General features: G+C 55.0%; 13 protein-coding genes and 1 tRNA gene. 9 read left to right on the plus strand and 5 right to left on the minus strand.

The window, feature by feature from the left end; all coding sequences use genetic code 11:
- The 5 genes from EPN96_04980 to EPN96_05000 all read left to right on the plus strand — a co-directional run.
- On the plus strand, positions 1 to 521 hold a 521-nt coding region (locus EPN96_04980; protein ID TAL17436.1), incomplete at its 5' end, for a site-specific integrase.
- 136 nt (positions 522 to 657) lie between these two features.
- Positions 658 to 1,488, plus strand: coding sequence for a hypothetical protein (locus EPN96_04985; GenBank protein ID TAL17437.1), 831 nt, complete (start codon positions 658 to 660; stop codon positions 1,486 to 1,488).
- Between the two features lie 210 nt (positions 1,489 to 1,698).
- Positions 1,699 to 1,887, plus strand: a complete 189-nt coding sequence (locus EPN96_04990; protein ID TAL17438.1) for a DNA-binding protein — start codon at positions 1,699 to 1,701, stop codon at positions 1,885 to 1,887.
- Between the two features lie 69 nt (positions 1,888 to 1,956).
- A complete protein-coding gene (locus EPN96_04995) occupies positions 1,957 to 2,400 on the plus strand; it encodes a hypothetical protein (protein ID TAL17439.1) in 444 nt (147 codons plus the stop codon).
- Between the two features lie 42 nt (positions 2,401 to 2,442).
- Positions 2,443 to 4,122: a hypothetical protein gene (locus tag EPN96_05000; protein ID TAL17440.1), complete on the plus strand. Its 1,680-nt coding sequence runs from the start codon at positions 2,443 to 2,445 to the stop codon at positions 4,120 to 4,122.
- Positions 4,123 to 4,771: 649 nt separating this feature from the next.
- Here the strand turns inward: EPN96_05000 and EPN96_05005 are convergent.
- Positions 4,772 to 4,858, minus strand: a tRNA-Leu gene (locus EPN96_05005).
- A 138-nt stretch (positions 4,859 to 4,996) separates the two neighbouring features.
- On the opposite strand from EPN96_05005, the gene rnr reads away from it, so the two are divergent.
- The 4 genes from rnr (at position 4,997) to EPN96_05025 (ending at position 12,349) form a co-directional block, all read left to right on the plus strand.
- Complete coding sequence (gene rnr, locus EPN96_05010; GenBank protein ID TAL17441.1) at positions 4,997 to 7,297, plus strand: ribonuclease R; 2,301 nt, start codon at positions 4,997 to 4,999, stop codon at positions 7,295 to 7,297.
- Positions 7,294 to 8,973: a hypothetical protein gene (locus tag EPN96_05015; GenBank protein TAL17442.1), complete on the plus strand. Its 1,680-nt coding sequence runs from the start codon at positions 7,294 to 7,296 to the stop codon at positions 8,971 to 8,973. The genes rnr and EPN96_05015 overlap by 4 nt, the downstream gene beginning before the upstream one ends.
- 275 nt (positions 8,974 to 9,248) lie before the next feature.
- Positions 9,249 to 11,165 (plus strand): YgiQ family radical SAM protein, encoded by a 1,917-nt coding sequence (locus tag EPN96_05020; GenBank protein ID TAL17443.1) that lies wholly within the window; start codon positions 9,249 to 9,251, stop codon positions 11,163 to 11,165.
- A gap of 2 nt (positions 11,166 to 11,167) precedes the next feature.
- Positions 11,168 to 12,349 carry a TraB/GumN family protein gene (locus tag EPN96_05025; GenBank protein TAL17444.1) on the plus strand — a complete coding sequence of 394 codons (1,182 nt, stop codon included), beginning with the start codon at positions 11,168 to 11,170 and terminating at the stop codon, positions 12,347 to 12,349.
- 314 nt (positions 12,350 to 12,663) lie between these two features.
- Here the strand turns inward: EPN96_05025 and EPN96_05030 are convergent, their stop codons facing one another.
- From EPN96_05030 to EPN96_05045, 4 genes are all read right to left on the minus strand, one after another.
- Positions 12,664 to 13,308, minus strand: a complete 645-nt coding sequence (locus EPN96_05030; protein TAL17445.1) for a hypothetical protein — start codon at positions 13,306 to 13,308, stop codon at positions 12,664 to 12,666.
- Between the two features lie 443 nt (positions 13,309 to 13,751).
- A complete protein-coding gene (locus EPN96_05035; protein ID TAL17446.1) occupies positions 13,752 to 14,069 on the minus strand; it encodes a hypothetical protein in 318 nt (105 codons plus the stop codon).
- Between the two features lie 87 nt (positions 14,070 to 14,156).
- Positions 14,157 to 16,805 (minus strand): alanine--tRNA ligase, encoded by a 2,649-nt coding sequence (gene alaS, locus EPN96_05040; protein TAL17447.1) that lies wholly within the window; start codon positions 16,803 to 16,805, stop codon positions 14,157 to 14,159.
- A gap of 75 nt (positions 16,806 to 16,880) precedes the next feature.
- Positions 16,881 to 18,035 (minus strand): type IV pilus twitching motility protein PilT, encoded by a 1,155-nt coding sequence (locus EPN96_05045; protein TAL17448.1) that lies wholly within the window; start codon positions 18,033 to 18,035, stop codon positions 16,881 to 16,883.
- Between the last annotated feature and the right edge of the window lies 1 nt (position 18,036).

The raw sequence follows: 18,036 nt of genomic DNA on the forward strand, positions 1-18,036 counted from the left end.
GGCCGGATCAGGGCGCGGCGGCGGTCATCAAATTCGCGCTTTATACCGGGCTCCGAAGGGGCGAGATTTTCAAGCTGGAATGGTCCAACGTGGACGTGGATAGGAAGATAATAACCCTTAGAAATCCGAAGGGCGGAACCGACCAGAATTTACCGATTTCAAAAGAAGCCGCCGAAGTCATAAAAGCACTTCCGAAATCCAACAGTTTATGGGTTTTTCCGTCCTCGAAAACAGGCGGAAAACGGAAGTGTATAAGGGGCGCATGGGCTGAAATTCGGAAGGCCGCAAATTTGCCGTCAAATTTCCGCTTTCACGGCCTCCATCACCACTTCGCCAGTGCGCTTGTTTCAGGAGGTATTGACCTCTATGTTGTGCAAAAACTTTTAACACATAAAGACGCGGCTACAACGCAGAGATACGCGCATTTATCGGATAATGCGCTACGAAAAGCGGTCGATATTTCCGCCGAAATATTGAGGCCGAAATCAAAAACCGAAAAAATAATCAATTTTTTCAAATAAAAAAATTGAAAATTTCATAAAAAATCATGGGGAAATCAACTAATAATTTCAAAAACCTTTTTTAAATGAATTTGCGGCAAAAACTCGCCTGAAATGGGCTAAAAAAGCGAATTTTTAATTCGCGGAGGAAATAAAAATGGCGAAAAAAATCGAGAAAAAACCCGTAAAAAATGCGCAAAAAATCGATCCGAAAATGTGGGCGTGCGGCGAATGGCTTGAAAGGTTTTTAAATGAGGATTTACGGGCAAAAGACTTCAGAGAATTAGCGGAAAAGGCGGTCAAAATCCTTGATTTACAGTTTGAAATTAAGCCGAATGAACCATCCTTAAAACTCATCGAAAAAATGGAAAATTCAGCGAATCCAGAAAAGCCCTTTATCGACCAGTGGCCCGAACTTTCGCAGGAAATACCTCAATTAAGTTTTAGCGAAGGATACGCAAAATTTCGCTTCAAAAGAGACCCGAGAATAAAATCCATAAATGATTTTCAGACCGAAGCGCTGGCCGGCGCAATACAGCCGGTAAACGTGACAATTGAAGGAATCAGGGGAGTTTTCAAAAAATTATCGGAAATCAATAAACCGTGGGAGCTGGCACTTCCTGAGATCGTCGCGGATAAAAGGGATATTCTGCTTTCAGGAGTCCTCGAACACAACGTAATCGGGCATTCATGGAAAATTGCCAGCGGCTACATTATCGAAAACGGCAAAATGAAATTCATAAGGGCATTTAGTTTTAATCACGACGATCCGCGACATATTTTCGAGTGGAATGCCGTAATCAGCATGGTTTTTTTGACATTTTTAGAGCTAGGCGGGCAGGAATATTACAGCTTTTGCGAGAGGTGCGGAAAATTCACGGTAGTGCAGAGAAAAGGACGAAAAAAGTTCTGCTCCGAGCTTTGCCGCGTGTACGCTTTCAATGAAAAAGAAGAGGCCGAAAAAGCTGCAAAAAAGTCCGCTAGATAATCGGCCAATACATCGTAAATTCAACTTTGATGAAGCCGCCAGTTTTGGCGGCTTTATCCGTTTCAGGGATAACGTTAAACCCTTACAATTACGGTACATAGCGCAATAGAAACCATCTGCGTAAAAGGGAAATTAACGCTTGCCAGTGTTTGTACCGTAATGCATCCTTTGGGCAAAACCTGACAACAGAAACCCAGAGGAGATCAAACCGTGAAACTCATCGAGATCAGCAAGGCCAAGCCCGGAGAAATGCCCATATCCAAGCACACCGCCTACAAATGGCACTCTCAGGGGAAATACCCTCGTCTAATACTCAAGGTACTAAACAAGGTGTTTTTTGATGCGGAGGAGTGGGAAGCTATGGTGAGCAAAACTAAAATTTCTACTTCACAATACTAGATTAGGTTGATAGAATATGCACAGTAATGGCCGGTTTTTTTAATTCTACTGCATCTTTGAGGGCTAAAAATGAAGGTGAATGAATTTTTATGCTTTATGAGACGAACAGAGGCCGATGCGCATGCCTCGACAATTCATGATTCAAAAGCAGCACAAAGCGTTAATAAGTTCACTGAATTTATGAAAATTGCATTTTCTTGCCAACCAGCAGTATTCCCTACACCTATAGATATAAATTTGCCTCTAAGCAAATTTAATTATAGCGATAAAAAGAATATTGCATATATGTTTTATAAAAATCATTACAAGCCGGCAATGCTCAATAAAGGCAATAGAACGCTTGGTGCCCCGATAGATCCTAATAATTTTGTAAAATATGTACTACGGCATGAAAAGACTGGAAATAAAACAGTAAATACATGTACATTTTTGTTGGGTGATGTTGGTAGTGGCAAAACTTCATATGTTAATTATTTATTAACAATAATAGGTGAAAAAATGTATTTCAAATGAGATACATTTTATATTCGTATTGATGCCCACATCTCTGAGCAAATGGATAGCTTTACGTTCGGAAATCTTCTTGATTCTATCTGCAATAAAACTAAGAAAATAATCGAAAAAATTAATAACTATCAAGAATATTCGGCAAAAATGGGGCTAAATCAAAATTACATAATAGAAACCAATTCAATCATTAACAATTGTTGCGCAGCCAAGTCAGTTCATGTTAAAAAACAAGAAGTTGCCAATTTGCTCAATTATATAAAGATCAAATCTGGACTTAAAATTCTGCTAATAATTGATAACATCGATCAGATATTCCACAAACACAAATTTTCATCTAGATGCATGGCGAAGCTTACAGACAACCCAATGAACGAAGTAAGATCCACTATTTTCGGATTCCATAAAGACAATGGAAGTCCGCTAGGGGATGTTGGGCTAAATTTACTTTTCGTGTTAAGAACTGATTCGTATGATATGCTTAAATCGATTGTCGATCAGGAAGGGACCAAGCATCATGCAATAGATTGGTTTTCTGATGATAGGAACACATTTTTGCTAAGTAATGCAGACTGGAAGGATGTGGTGAAAGAGCGGCTGCAGTTACTAAAAAAAATAATTAAACATAATAATAAGATCACCTATGAGGTTAAGTATATCTCACAGCCAATAATTGACAGCTTAATTGAAAACGATGAATTAACAACGGCTATTGCAGAAAATGTATTGCAGATGTCACGATATAGAATGAGAGACATTATTTCTTTTTTTGAATTGTATAGCTGGATATCGGTGAAGAAAGACCCATTGAATTACACATCCGCATCGCAATCTGCCAATCCGCGACTTTCAAAACAATACCCAGTGGCCAATATCGCATTTATGTTAGGAGGGAAAAGACTTTACAGTGAAAATTGCAGCAAATATCCAAATATATATAATGTGTCTGATTTACACAATAAATATAAACATTCTTTTTGGTTGCCCAGATTAATTCTAGAAGTCATATACAACAGAGATAAAAAGGGTTTGGCCATAACAGCACAGGAGGTTATTGATATTTTTTCGCATGGGAAAGGCTACAACAAAGAACAAGTTTGGGCAATAATCGAAAAATTAAGCTCTGTTCAGGACAGTAATTTAATTAAAATGAAAATTATTTATGATAAAAAGAAATATATACATGCTAGAGATTTATCCTTAACAATGCGAGGTCGGCATTTTATTGAGAATGTCGTAGATAAATTTGCTTACTTGCAGCTTGTGGTTGACGATTTTGAGCTATATATTCCGACCAAACTTCCACAAACAAATAAGGATATTCCATACAGCGAAAAGTTTTTATATGTGAATTATTCTAATGATTATTCTTATATAGCTCTCAATGAGCCCCTGTACCATGAAGCAGCAAAAGAAATGATTGCAGAGAAGACATATACAACCATGTTCTTTGTTCAAATTCTGATTCAGTCATTGCAAGTCTACGAGAGTTCGATATTTTATGATTCTATTAAATATGTAAAAGGCATTTTAAATAATGATCCAACAAATATTGTATTTCACCCGGAGCAAATTGCCAGATCTGTTATGAGCGAAATTGAAATTTTATCCAATAGTTTGGGTATTGGCGGAAAAATTAATTCCTTATCTAATGAGAGCAATCTTGCATCTTCTGCATATCAGGTTTTTTATGAGCAATTCATCTATACTGCAAGAAGGGCCTCTTAGGTGCAGGCATTTTTTTATACTGCCTCAGTTGCAATTACCATGCTATTGGCTCGTACCATTTATATATACCTCTATAAGCCTACTTGTGAAATCAGAAATGCCCTAAACATTTATATTACCATTTTAAAAAGATATTCCTTGCAATTGAACAACAGCTCTTATCCAATTATGTATTCTGACGATATGAAAAACAATTTGGGCAACGCCATAACAGACCTAGAGGTAAAAATTCTTTCTGCTCCGACATTTTATACAAAACAATTTGTTTATAGCCATCTAGTCTTTTTGCCTAATACAAATATGATAATTAATTCTATCACTATTTCTAGATCATTATTAACTTGTAATATTATAAATGACCATTCTGAATCAGTTATCGTGCAACAACTGATTTCACGATCTTTAAATTTACTAATATAATTGCGAGATAATACGTTGGTCTTCTTGGCTTTTTTGAATGCTTTTGGATTTTTTCCAACCACAATAGCAGTAGCTTGCCACTGCTAATTCACCGAGTGCGTCCTAATTGGGGGTTTTAACCTTTCTCCTGAAATTTTCTCCCGCCCGGTTGTCCCCCTATTGTCCCCCCAGAGTATTTTTACGATAAAAAAAGGGTTACGCGTAATCGCGTAACCCTTTGATTTTATTATGGTGCCGAAGACTGGACTCGAACCAGCACGGGGGTTAACCCACCAGACCCTGAACCTGGCGCGTCTACCAATTCCGCCACTTCGGCACGGACTGTCTCTAATATCATAGAGGGGTGCGGTGGTCAAGCGCGCTTTGCCGGAGGCGCTTGCGGGGATATAATGATAAACTTGATTTTACAGGGCTGTCTGCCTTTTAACCGCGCTTTTTTGACCGGGGAGTTTTTATGATGCCAAGCCGTGAAGAGATTGTCTCTTTTCTCCTCGATTCGGCCCCTTCGCCGATGACGGCGCTGGAGCTTCGGGAAAGATTTTCGGTGGCCGAGACGGAGGCCCCGAGGTTTCTGGCCCTCCTTTCGGAGCTTGTGACGGAGGGGCGGGCCGTGGAGATCAAGGGCGGGCGCTACGCTCACCCTTCACGGGTGGGGCTCGTGGTGGGGCGCATTTCGATGCACCGCGACGGCTTCGGCTTCGTGGACAGGCGCGAATCGGGCGCGCCGGATCTCTTCGTCGGCAACCGCGAGCTTGCTGGAGCGATGCACGGCGATATGGTCATCGCCCGCGTTGAGAAATCCGGGCCTAAGCCCTCGGGCAGCGTGATACGGATTTTAAAGCGCGGCACGGAGAGGATTATCGGCAAGGTGCGGATGCGCGGCAAGTACGCCCTCGTCGCGCCGCTGGACGAGCGTTTCAACGAGAACGTCTACGTCCACCTCGACGATCTGGGCGGGGCGGTTGACGGCCAGCTGGTGCAGGTGGAGCTTACCGCTTACCCCTCGCAGGGGGAGCCGCCGGCGGGCATCGTCGTCCACGTACTCGGCTATCAGGGCGACAAGGACGCGGAGGCGGGCGCGATAGCCCTGAAACACAAGGTGCGGATTGATTTTCCCGATACGGTGCTTCGCGACGCGGAAAAATTCCCGAGGAAGGTCGCCGCCGCTGATATCAGCGGGCGGGAGGACCTCCGCTTTGTCCCCTTCGTGACCATCGACGGCGAGAAGGCAAAGGATTTCGACGACGCGGTCCACGTCGAGGAGGGGCCGGGGGGCTCGCTTATCCTCAGGGTCGCCATCGCGGACGTCTCCCACTACGTGGTCCCCGGCACTCCGGTAGATTCGGAGGCGCTCCTGCGCGGGACTTCGACCTACTTCCCCGACAGGGTCTTCCCGATGCTGCCCGAGGCGCTCTCCAACAACCTGTGCAGCCTCGTCCCCCGCGAGGACAGGCTCACGATGGTCGCCCAGATGGAGTTCACGAAGGGCGGGAGGCGGAAGGCTCAGAGGTTTTTCCCGGCGGTTATCCGCAGCGTCCACCGGCTGACCTATAACAAGGTGGCGAGGATTCTGGACGACCCGGACTGCGAGGAGGCTACGGTCTACGCCGACGTTGCCGACGGCCTCCACAGGATGTGGAGCCTCGCCAGCCTTATCCGCGCGCGGCGCAAGGAGCGCGGCTCGATAGACTTCGACCTCCCGGAGGCGGAGATAATACTGGACATCAGCGGCAGGCCCGAGGACATAGTCCGCAGCGAACGGAACCGCGCCCACTACCTCATAGAGGAGTTCATGATCGCCGCTAACGAGGCGGTGGCGGAATTTCTCGAAGACAAGGGGATTCCGGCCCCCTTCCGCATCCACGAGGAGCCCGACGCGGGGAAGGTGGAGGAGTTCAAGAAATTCATCCACAATTTCGGCTATTTCATACGCACGGAGGGGAAACTGAAACCCGGCGACTTCCAGGCTCTGGTGGAGAAGACCGAGGGCAAGCCCGAGGCGCGGATGATCAACCAGGTGATGCTACGGACGATGAAAAAGGCCGTCTACCACTATGAGAATCTCGGCCATTTCGGCCTCGCCTCCACCCACTACCTCCACTTCACCTCGCCCATCCGCCGCTATCCTGATCTCTTCGTCCACCGCATACTGAAAATGGCGATAAAGCCGAAGGGGATCCCGAAAAAAAAGAAGGAGGAGCTGAGGGAGATGCTCTCTGTGGAGTGCCCCCGCCTCTCCGACTGCGAAAGAGGTTCCGAGGCGGCCGAGAGGGAGGCGGTGGCGTGGAAGAAGTGCCAGTTCATGGCCGACAAGGTCGGAGAGCGTTACTGGGGCTTCGTGACCGGCGTCGCCACCTTCGGCTTTTTCGTGGAGTTGGAGCAGTATTTCGTGGAGGGGCTGGTCCACGTCTCAAGCCTGAAAGACGATTTCTACCACTACAACGAGGAGCAGCAGACCCTGATGGGCGAGCGGGGAAGAAGGACCTTCCGCATCGGCGACCGGATAGAGGTAATCCTGGAGAGGGTGGACGAATCGAGAAGGCAGATAGACTTCACCGTCCTGCCGCCGCCGGAGCTGCCGGTTTCGCGCGAGACGAAACCCGGCTCCAGGGAATTCCCCGGACAGAGGGAGGCGAGAGGGCGAAAGCCCAAGGAAGGGGAGCGAGGGCCGGGCGAGCAAAAGCCCCGCGAGCAAAAGCCCGGAGAGCCCAAGGCGCGGGAGCAAAGGGGCCGCCGCAGGGGTAAGAAGCGTTGAGGCTCTCCCGGCTAGCTCAGACTTACATGCTCGCGGGGAGGCTCCGCGAGATAGTCGGGGTTTTCTCCAGCCACGGCTTCTGGCATTTCGTCAGAGACCTTCGGCTCACCGGCTACGCGCCGATAGCCAAGAGGATACGGGGGCCGCTTAAGTACGACGAGGCTCTTACCGCCCCGGAGCGCCTCCGCCTGGCGATGGAAGAGCTTGGGCCTACCTTCGTCAAGCTCGGCCAGCTTCTCTCCGCGAGGCCCGACATCGTCGGGGAGCCTTTCGCCGCCGAGTTCGAGAAACTGCGCGAGAAAGTCGCCCCCATCTCCTTTGAAAAGGTCGAAAGGGCCATCCACTCCGAGACCGGCAAAACCCTTGAGGAACTTTTCGAGTACTTCGAGGAGGAGCCGCTGGCCTCCGCCTCCATTGCGCAGGTCCACCGCGCGAGGCTAAAGGACGGGCGAAAGGTCGCGGTGAAGATCCGCCGCCCCGGCATCGGCAAGATAATCAACCTCGACCTGTCCGTTCTCCAGCTTCTTTTGACGGCGGCCGAGCGCTACGTGGAGGAGACGCGGGAGCTTGACCTGCACGTCATCCTCGACGAATTCTCAAGGTCGCTTCGCCGGGAGCTGGATTTTTTCCTGGAGGCTTCCAATTCCGAGAGGCTCCGCAGGGAAACCGCGAAGGAAGGCGACATCCTCATACCCGAAGTCCTCTGGGACTACACCACCGAGAGCATAATCGTCTTCGAGGAGGTGGAAGGGGTCTCGCCCACCGACGACGCCGCCCTAGCGGCCATCGGGGCCGACCGCTCGAAGATGGCCTCCGTGCTCGCCCGCTCGGTGATAAAGCAGGTGCTTATCGACGGCGTCTTCCACGCCGATCTCCACGGCGGAAACATACGCATAACCGCGGACGGCAGACTCGCCCTTCTGGATTTCGGCGCAATCGGCTATCTGAGCGAGGAGATGCGCGAATCCATCGGAAACCTCCTTTTTTCGGTTATTTCGAGGGACTACGCCGCTCTCGTCGAGGAGTTCGTAAGGATCGGCTACTGCGAGGAGGTTGTGGACGAGCGGGCCTTCGAGCGCGACCTTAGGGAGATTATCGAGCCCTATTACGGCAGGCCGCTCGGCGACCTTCGCATCGGCGAGATTCTGGGCGAGGGGATACGTATCGGCCTTCGCCACAAGGTGCGGGTGCCGCCTGAGCTGGTCATGCTCGGCAGGACGATGCTGGTGGCCGAGGGAGTCATCCGGCACCTCGACCCGAAGACGGTAATCCTGAACGAGGCGCTGCCCTTCGCCCAAAAGCTCCTATTGAAGCGGCTGGACCCGCGCCGCCACATGAAGCTGATGCAAAAGGCCCTGCACGACTACCGCGACATGGGGCAGAGGTTTCCCTCGCAGGTTTCGCGGATACTCCAGCGGATTCTTGAATCCCGCCTCTCAATCGATTTCGTCCACAAGGGCTACGACAACATGCTCTCCGAGATGGACCGCGTGACGAACCGCCTCAGCCTCAGCATAGTAATAGGCGCGCTCATCGTCGGAAGCGCCTTCGTCACCCAGTCCGGCAAGGGACCGCTGCTGTGGGATTTCCCGGTCTTCGGAATAGTGGGTTTTCTGCTGGCGGGGGTTATGGGGTTGGGGCTGGCCATTGTGATACTGCGTTCAGGTAAATTATAACCGGCGCATCCTTTCCGCCCCCGGCGTCGTCATGTCCTCACTCAAGGGCTCGGCGTAGCGCTGCTACTGCCTCACCCTTTCGTTGCGGGATTCCTCGCCGGGAACGGAAAGACGCGCCGGGAACCCTGCCGTCAGCGTCTCTGACACCGCTTGTGCCGCCTGTCTCCCTAAAAGAGAAAGCTCCCGAAGTTTTTCTGCAGACCTCTTTTGAACCGGCAGTGATTGACACAGGAGCATAAAGGCCTTATTTTGAGAAGCCTTTTTACAAATCACGCATCGGAGTCCCCTTGTCAGAAGCTTTTTTGCCGGAAGCGCCGGAAAACGAAGAGGACCGTTTCGACGTCGTCATCGTAACCGGCGACGCCTACGTGGACCACCCCTCCTTCGGTTCGGCGATGATCGGCCGTTATCTCGAATCTCTCGGCTACCGGGTGGGAATTCTCTCCCAGCCCAAATGGACCGGCGCGGAGGAATTCCGCCGTTTCGGCAGGCCGCGCCTCTTTTTCGGCGTCACCGCCGGAAACGTCGATTCCATGGTCGCGAACTACACCCCCGACCGCAGAAAACGCGAGCACGACGAGTACTCGCCCGGCGGAGTGCCCGGCAAACGGCCCGACCACGCCGCTCTTGTCTACGCCCAGAGGTGCAAGGAAGCCTATCCCGACGTTCCCGTCGTAATGGGGGGGATAGAAGCCAGCCTTCGCAGGCTCTCCCACTTCGATTTCGTACAGCAAAAAGTGCGCGGCTCGATTCTCGCCGACGCCAAGGCGGATTTTCTGGTCTACGGGATGGGCGAGCGGGCGATAAAATCGATAGCCGAAGGGCTTTCGGCCGGAAAAAAGCCGGAGGAGCTTCGCTGGATACGCGGAACGGCCTATCTCGCTTCCGAAGCGCCCGCCGAGGAGGGGGTTTTGCTCCTCCCCTCCGCCGAAGAGACGATCAAGGAATACGACTCCTTTTACGAATTTCACAAGATGTTCCGTCAGGCCGCCTCCAAACCCTACCCGCCGAAGATGGCGCAGCCCCACGGCGCGCGCTTCGTCGTCGTGAACCAGCCCGCCGACCCGCTGACCCCGGAGGAGCTTAACTCCCTCTACGAACTGCCTTTCTCAAGGGCGGTTCCCCCGCGCTACGCGGCGCTTGGCGGAGTACCGGCGATAGAGACGGTGCGCTTCTCGATCGTGACCCACCGGGGCTGTTACGGGGGCTGCTCCTTTTGCGCCCTTTACGCCCATCAGGGGAAGGGGATCGTCAGCCGCCCGGCGGAGGGGATACTGGGCGAGGTCCAGAGAATCGCCCTTCGGCCCGATTTTCGGGGGACGATTCCCGATATCGGCGGCCCCACCGCCAACATGTACGGGACAAAATGCAACAAGGGTTCCGGCGAGGGGCGCTTCGGCTGCGAGAGGCAAAGCTGCCTCTACCCCGAGGTCTGCAAAAACCTCGAAACCTCCGGCGCGCCCTATCTGGAACTTCTTCGCTCGGTGCGGAGGGTTCAGGGGGTGAAGCACCTCTTCATCGCCTCCGGCCTCCGCCACGACCTTCTTGTTCTGGGGCCGCAGAGGCGGCTCTTTCGTGAAATTGTCCAATACCACGTAGGAGGCCAGATGAAGATCGCCCCCGAGCACGTCTCGGCGCGCCCCCTGCGGCTGATGAAGAAGCCGCCCCTTCGCGTCTACACCGAATTTCTCAAGCTCTTCGAGCAGATGGCGCGGGAGTGCGGGAAGGAGCTCTATCCCATCCCCTACCTTATCGCGGGCCACCCCGGCTCCAACCTCGAAGACGCCCTCGATCTGGCCCGCTACGTGCGGCAGAGGGGGCGCTCCATCGAGCAGGCCCAGCAGTTCACCCCGACCCCCATGACCGATTCCACCTGCATGTACGTCACCCGGCGCGACCCGGAGACCGGCGAGGGAATCTTCATCCCCTCCGGGGCCGAGGCAAAGATTCAAAAATCCCTTTTGCAGCTCAACTCCCCGAGGGCGCTGGAAAAGGTCACCGCCTACTTCGAGCGCATCGGAAAATCAGGAATGATCGCGGACCTCGTCAGGGGGCGCGGACCCGCTCCGGCCAGAGCCGGCTTTAACCGCCACCCGGCAAGGGACACTTCCGGCGCGGGCGGCCGCGAAAGGTTCGGAAGCCGCCCGGCAGACGACGCGAACAAGCCTCAGAGCTGGAAGAAAAAGATTTAAAGATGGCTGAAGAAGAGAAAAAAAGCGGAGTAACCCGCCTTGAACTCCCCGGCGGGAGGGTAGTCCACCTCGTCGGCACCGCCCACGTCTCCAAAGAGAGCGTCGAGGAGGTCCGCCGCACCGTCGAGGAGCTGAAACCCGACACGGTCTGCGTCGAACTCGACGAACAGAGGCTTAATACCCTCAAAAACCCCCGGATGTGGGAGACGCTGAACCTCGGCGCGGCGATACGGCAGGGCAAGGGCCCCTTTTTGCTCGCCAACCTCGCCCTCAGCGTCTTTCAGCGCAAGATGGGGCTAAAGACCGGCGTCAAGCCGGGCGCGGAACTCCTTGAGGCGGTGAACGCCGCCGAGGACAACGGGGCGAAGGTCGCGCTTGTCGACCGCAACATACGCACCACCCTCCTTCGCGTCTGGCGCACCACCGGCTTCTGGAAAAAGAACATGCTGATAAGCACCATCGCCGTCAGCGCCTTCGAGGACGTGGAGGTGGACGAGGAGGCGCTCGCCAAGCTGCGCGAGCGCGACGCCCTGACCGCGATGATGGAGGAGCTTTCCGAATTCCTCCCCTCCGTCAAGGCCACCCTCATCGACGAGCGCGACAAGTACATGGCGGCGAAGATAAAAGGCTCGGAAGGGCAGAACATCGTCGCCGTGGTCGGCGCTGGCCACATCCCCGGCATTTCGCGGCTTATCTACGAAGACATTCCCGACGCCGAGGTCGCGAAGCTCGACGAAATACCCCCGAAGCCCCTTATCTCCGAAATACTTCCCTGGACGATACCGGCGCTCATCGTGGCGGTGTTGGTCGCCGGATTTTTCTTCGCCGACCCCGCCAAGCTGCAAAACGCTCTCTGGGCGCTGATTCTCGGCCCCGGAATACTCTCCGCCCTCGGCACGATAGCCGCTTTCGGCCACCCGGTTACGGTCATCAGCGCCTTTTTGTGCGCTCCGATAACGGTGCTCCACCCCGCCATAGGCGCGGGGATGGTGACCGGCGTGGTTCAGGCCTACGTCGGAAAGCCGAAGGTCAAGGATCTGGAAAATCTCTGGGAGGAGCTTTCCCACTGGAAGGGCTGGTGGAAAAACCGGGTCAGCCGCATCTTCCTCGTCTTCATGTTCTCATCGTGGGGGAGCGCGATGGGGGCGTTTATAGCCTTTAAGTGGCTTAAGGATTTGTTCTAAAACTTCACTATGTATCGTGAAGTCGGCTTCGTCTTTTGCCGCGGGGCTTCGTCGCTACTCGCTCGCGCTCCTTGACGTAGATACGCTACTGTCTGCGTCGCGCTCGCTGCGGGCTCCTTGCCCGGCGTCAAAATCCTTTGCCGTGTTTAAGACCTGCATTCCGGCATTATTGTTATACGTTGCTGGTGAAAACGCCGTCAGAAGCTCCGATTGCAAGGAGCCGCGCAGCGAAAGGACGAGGCAGTAGCAGCGCTACGGCGAGTCCTTGAGCGAGCACGCGACGCCGCAAGCGGACTTCTCACGGCGTTTGTCCGTTACATCACCTCGAAATCGAAGGGGATCGTGTAGACCTTTCCCGCGCGCCTGAACTGCATCCAGAGCCGGTAACGGCCGGGGGAGGGGAAGGCGTGGGAGAAGATTATGCGCGAGCTTCCGGATGCCTGGTGATGCCCTCCGTGGCCCGAAGGTGTCTCGCTTTCGCCGGGGGACGCGAAATCTCCGTGGAGGTGCTCGGAAGCAGCGCTTTTTTCGCCGAAGAGCGCAATGTGCGCTCCCGCGCCGAGATACGGCTCCAGATCGCCCACGGGCGCTCCGTTTTTCGAGAGATCGAAGGCGAATCGGACGGGGAAGCCGGATTTCGGCGTTTCGGGGCTTACCGAGAGCGATATTTCCGCATCGCCCGCCGCCGCCTTGCGGCGATAGTTCCAGCGGGTTTTCTCCTGCGCCGAACCCTTGACTTCAAGAGCCGATTCTTTGTGGACGGCGTTTCCTTCAAGCTGGAAATCCGAGCCCAGCCGGTATTTTCCCCCGGCGGGAAAGGTCATCCTGAGGTCGAACCTGCCCGTAGCTTTCAACTCCTCCGCACTGGCTCCGAAGTCCTCGGCGTGAAGGTGCTGGAACTCTTCGAGGTTGTCGCTGGCGAAAATGAAATGCGCCATCCGCTCGTGGCTGACCTCCATTCCCTTTGGCGGCTTCCCGCCTGGGTCAAGGATACGCACCGATATTCGGGCTTCTTTCCCGGCCTCGGGCGGCGACGGGACGGTTTCCACAGTGAAGAGATAAGCCGGGGGGCGTGAAGCTTCCGTGGAAGAAGCAAGGCAGAGCGCCGGGAAGAACGCACTCAGGGCGGCAAGAGTCGCAAAACAGCGAAAAAAACGCATCTTTCCCCTTTTTCGGCGCGGACGGCGCCAGTTTGGACGGAACAAGACGGCGCGCAATGAAAAAGGCCACCCTGAAAGCGGCCTTTTTTTAATGCATTATTGTTATATGTTACTGGTGAAAACGCCGTCAGAAGCTCCGATTGCAAGGAGCCGCGCAGCGAAAGGACGAGGCAGTAGCAGCGCTACGGCGAGTCCGGAAGCGAATCGCGACACCGCAAGCGGACTTCTCACGGCGTTTTAGTCTAGTCCGTGCCCTCGTCCTCGTCGGGGGCCAGCCGCCTTTCCAGGTCTTCCACGCGGCAAACGAGTTCGTCGTACTCGGAGCGCTTGACGAAATCCACCTTCGCCATCAGTTCCCTGGCGTATTCCCCCGCCTTTGCCTCGAATTCCTTGCGGGAGGCGTCGGCTTTTTCCATCAGTTCTTTCGCGAGCTTCTCCCCCTCTTCGCTCGACATGCGGCCCTGCTCGACGAGATCGTTTATGATTACCCGCGCCTTTTGCTCGGAGAGGGTGAGCGCCCCTATGCCCGCGAGCATCGCCTTACGCATTATGTCCAGCATGGAACATCTCTCCCTCCGTTCCCAAATCAAGCTCTGGCTTTGTCGTCGCCATCCTGATTTATAAACGGAACTAACGTTTACATTCTATCAACCGAGCTTCTTTGATACTTCGTCGTAAAAAGACTCAAGCGCTTCGTCTATCTTTGAAGGATCGCTCCCTCCGGCCTGCGCCAGTTCCGGCTTGCCCCCGCCCTTGCCGCCTACCAGCGCGGCGAGGGGGGCGATAAGCTCTCCGGCCTTCAGCTTCGCGGTAAGGTCCGGGGTCACGCCTACGAGGATGACCGCCTTCCCGTCGGCTTCCGCGCCGAGGGCGAAGACGCCGCTTTTCAGCCTGTCTCTGAGGGTGTCGGCGAATTCGCGTATTCCCTTGGCGTCGGAAACGGGGGCGCGGGCGGAAAGTACGCTTATCCCCTTTATCTCCCTCTTGCCGGAAAGAATATCGCCGGAAGCGCCGCTTGCAAGTTTTCCGCGAAGGGCGGTTATCTCCCTTTCGAGGTCCCGAAGCTGCGCCTGTAGTTTCTTGACCCTGTCGGGGGCGTCTTCGAGAGAGGCTTTCAGGGACTGGGCGACCTCTTCGAGGCTCTCTTCCACCTTCCAGAAGCGCTCCAGCGCCCTTTCGCCGGTCGCGCCCTCAATTCTGCGCACTCCCGCGGCGACGCCCGCTTCCGAAAGTATCTTGAAGGTGCCTATCTCTCCGGTGGACCCGGCGTGGGTTCCGCCGCAAAGCTCCGCCGAGACCTCTCCCATTCGCACGACGCGAACCGTGTCGGCGTATTTCTCCCCGAAGAGGGCGGTCACGCCGGTCTCGACCGCGACGCCGTATTCCTCCTCGGTGACCACCACCGGGTGGTTCTGGGCGGTCCAGCGGTTGACGATCTTTTCTACCTTGCGTATCTCTTCCTTTGTCATGGGGGCGAAGTGGCTGAAATCGAAGCGCATCCTGTCGGGGCCGACAAGCGAGCCCGCCTGCTTTACGTGGTCGCCGAGCACGTCCCGAAGGGCGGCCTGCAAAAGGTGAGTCGCGGAGTGGTTCTGCGCCGTGGCGAAGCGCGCGCCGGATTCAACCTTCGCCGAAGCCTCGTCCCCGGTCTTTAGCTCGCCCCGCGTCACGACGCCGTGAAGGACGATGAGGTCGGGGAAGGGCTTTGTGGCGTTGTCTATGCGGACGTAAAAATCCTCGCCCTCAAGGCAGCCCCCGTCGCCCAGCTGGCCGCCGCTCTCGCCGTAGAAGGGGGATTCGGAAAGGGCTATCTCGACCTTAGCGCCGGTTCCGGCGCTGTCCGCGAGCTTGCCCTCGACGCCGATGGCCTTTACTTCGGCGCGGCTCTCCAGGGTTCCGTAGCCGGTGAAGGCGGTGATTACACCCTTGTCGCGCATCTCGCGGTAGAGGCCGCCTATCGTCTCCTCGCCGGAGCCCTTCCAGGCCCTTCTCGCCTTTTCCCTCTGCGCCTCCATCTCGCACTCGAAACCGGCCTCGTCAAGGAGTATCCCCCTGTCGCGCACTATGTCGGCGGTGAGATCCACCGGGAAGCCGAAGGTGTCGTAGAGGCGAAAAACCACCTCGCCCGAGAGCATCTTCGGCGTCTGCCCCTCCAGCTTCGCGACCTCACCCTCCAGAAGTTGAAGCCCCCTGTCGAGAGTCCTGATAAAACGCTCCTCCTCGTGGAGTATCACCCTCGCGACGTAGTCGCGCTTGTCCCGAAGGTCGGGGTAGCTCTCCTCCATCGTGTCGATGACGACCTTGGCCGCCTTGTGGAAGAAGGGCTCGGTAAAGCCAAGGAGCCGCCCGTGGCGCATGGCGCGGCGCATCACCCGCCTGAGGACGTAGCCGCGCCCTTCGTTGGAGGGGAGGACGCCGTCGCCGATGAGGAAGACCGCGGAGCGGATGTGATCGGCGATAACGCGGAGGCTAACGTCGGATTCCTCTTTGTCGCCGTACCTGACCTTCGCGAGGGAGGCGGTGAAATCGATCATCGGGGAGAAGAGGTCGGAATCGTAGTTGTTGAGCTTTTTCTGGACAACCGAGGTCACGCGCTCCAGCCCCATGCCGGTGTCTATCGAAGGCTTGGGGAGGGGATTGAGCTTGCCGGAGGCGTCCCGCTCGAACTGCATGAAGACGAGGTTCCACAGCTCAAGGTAACGGTCGCAGTCGCACTGGGGGCCGCACGTATCCGGCTCGGGGCAGGGGTAGATGCCGGGCCCCTGATCGAAATGTATCTCGCTGCAGGGGCCGCAGGGGCCGGTGTCGCCCATCGCCCAGAAGTTGTCCTTCGCGCCGCAGCGCACTATGCGTTCGGCGGGGACCGGCGTAAGCTCCAGCCACAGCGCCATCGCCTCGTCGTCGTCGTCGTAGATCGTTACCCAGAGCCGTTCCGGATCGAGCCCGACTTCTTTTGTGAGAAATTCCCAGCCGAAGAGGATGGCGTCGCGCTTGAAGTAATCGCCGAAGCTGAAGTTTCCCAGCATCTCGAAGAAGGTGTGGTGGCGCGCCGTCCGCCCCACGTTTTCAAGGTCGTTGTGCTTGCCGGAAACGCGGAGGCATTTCTGACAGGAGGCCGCTCTCGTATAATCGCGCTTTTCAAGGCCGGTGAAAACGTCCTTGAACTGGTTCATCCCCGCGTTCGTAAAGAGCAGCGTGGGGTCGTTCTGGGGCACCAGCGACGAGCTTTGCACGACCCTGTGGCCCTTGCGCGAGAAATAATCCAGAAACAATTTCCGGATTGCGGCTCCGGTCATTTGATCTCCCTTTCTTTACCGGGCCGCATTCAGGGCTCATTGCAAATGCGACTCGGTATGCCTGTTGATATATGGTTACTTTTTTTCTCCGGGTTTTTCGACCCCCGCCGGAGTGGCGGCGGCGGTGTCCTCGAAATTCTCCCACCTTGTGTCGCTCGTCGAACTTATGCCGGAAATCTTTAGCGCCAGGTCGTCCGGGTTGGAGGACTGGCGCATGGCTTCCTTGTAGGAAATGAGTTTGTTGCTGAGCAGCATCAGAAGCGACTGGTCGAAGGTCTGCATTCCGTAGGAGGTATACCCCTCCGATATCGCCTGCCGTATCTCCTTGGTCTTCTCCGGTATCTCTATGCACTCGCGTATCCTGCCGGTGGAGACCAGAACCTCTACCGCCGGGACGCGCCCGGCCCCGTCGATGCGCGTAACCAGCCGCTGGGAGACGATTCCCTTGATGATGGAGGCGAGCTGCAGGCGCACCTGCTTTTGCTGGTAGGGCGGAAAGACGGAGATGATGCGGTTTATCGTCTCGCCCGCGTCCACGGTGTGGAGGGTTGAAAGGACGAGGTGGCCCGTCTCGGCGGCGGTGAGCGCCGTCTCGATCGTCTCGAAATCGCGCATTTCGCCGACGAGAATAACGTCGGGGTCCTGCCGGAGGGCGCTTTTGAGCGCGCCGGAAAAGCTCAGGGTGTCAAACCCCACCTCGCGCTGGTTGATTATCGATTTTTTGTCCCTGTGGAGGAACTCTATCGGGTCTTCGATGGTCATTATGTGGCGCGTGGCCGCGGCGTTTATGTGGTCTATCATCGCCGCGAGGGTGGTCGATTTGCCGGAGCCGGTGGTGCCGGTAACCAGAATCAGCCCACGGGACTCCTCCGCGAGCTTTTCGACCACCTTCGGCAAAAAGAGCTGCCGGATGTTCTTTATTTCCGTGGGAATTACACGGAAGACCATGCCTATGGAGCCGCGCTGCTGGAAGATGTTCAGGCGGAAACGCCCGAGCCCCGCCACCCCGTAACCCATGTCGATTTCCCGGTTCCGTTCAAAGACGTCCCGCTGGGTCTCGGTCATAAGTTCTGTCGCTAGGGCCGCCAGCATATCGGGCGTGAGACGCCCCGTCTCCCTGTGAGGAAAAAGCTGGCTGTTGCGCCGGAAGATAGGCGGAAGTCCGGCCTTGAAATGGATGTCGGAGGCGTTTGCCTCAACCGCCACTCGGAGGACTTCGTTCAGCTCCATC

The sequence above is a fragment of the bacterium genome (assembly GCA_004322275.1).
GTDB lineage: Bacteria > Desulfobacterota > Deferrisomatia > Deferrisomatales > BM512 > SCTA01.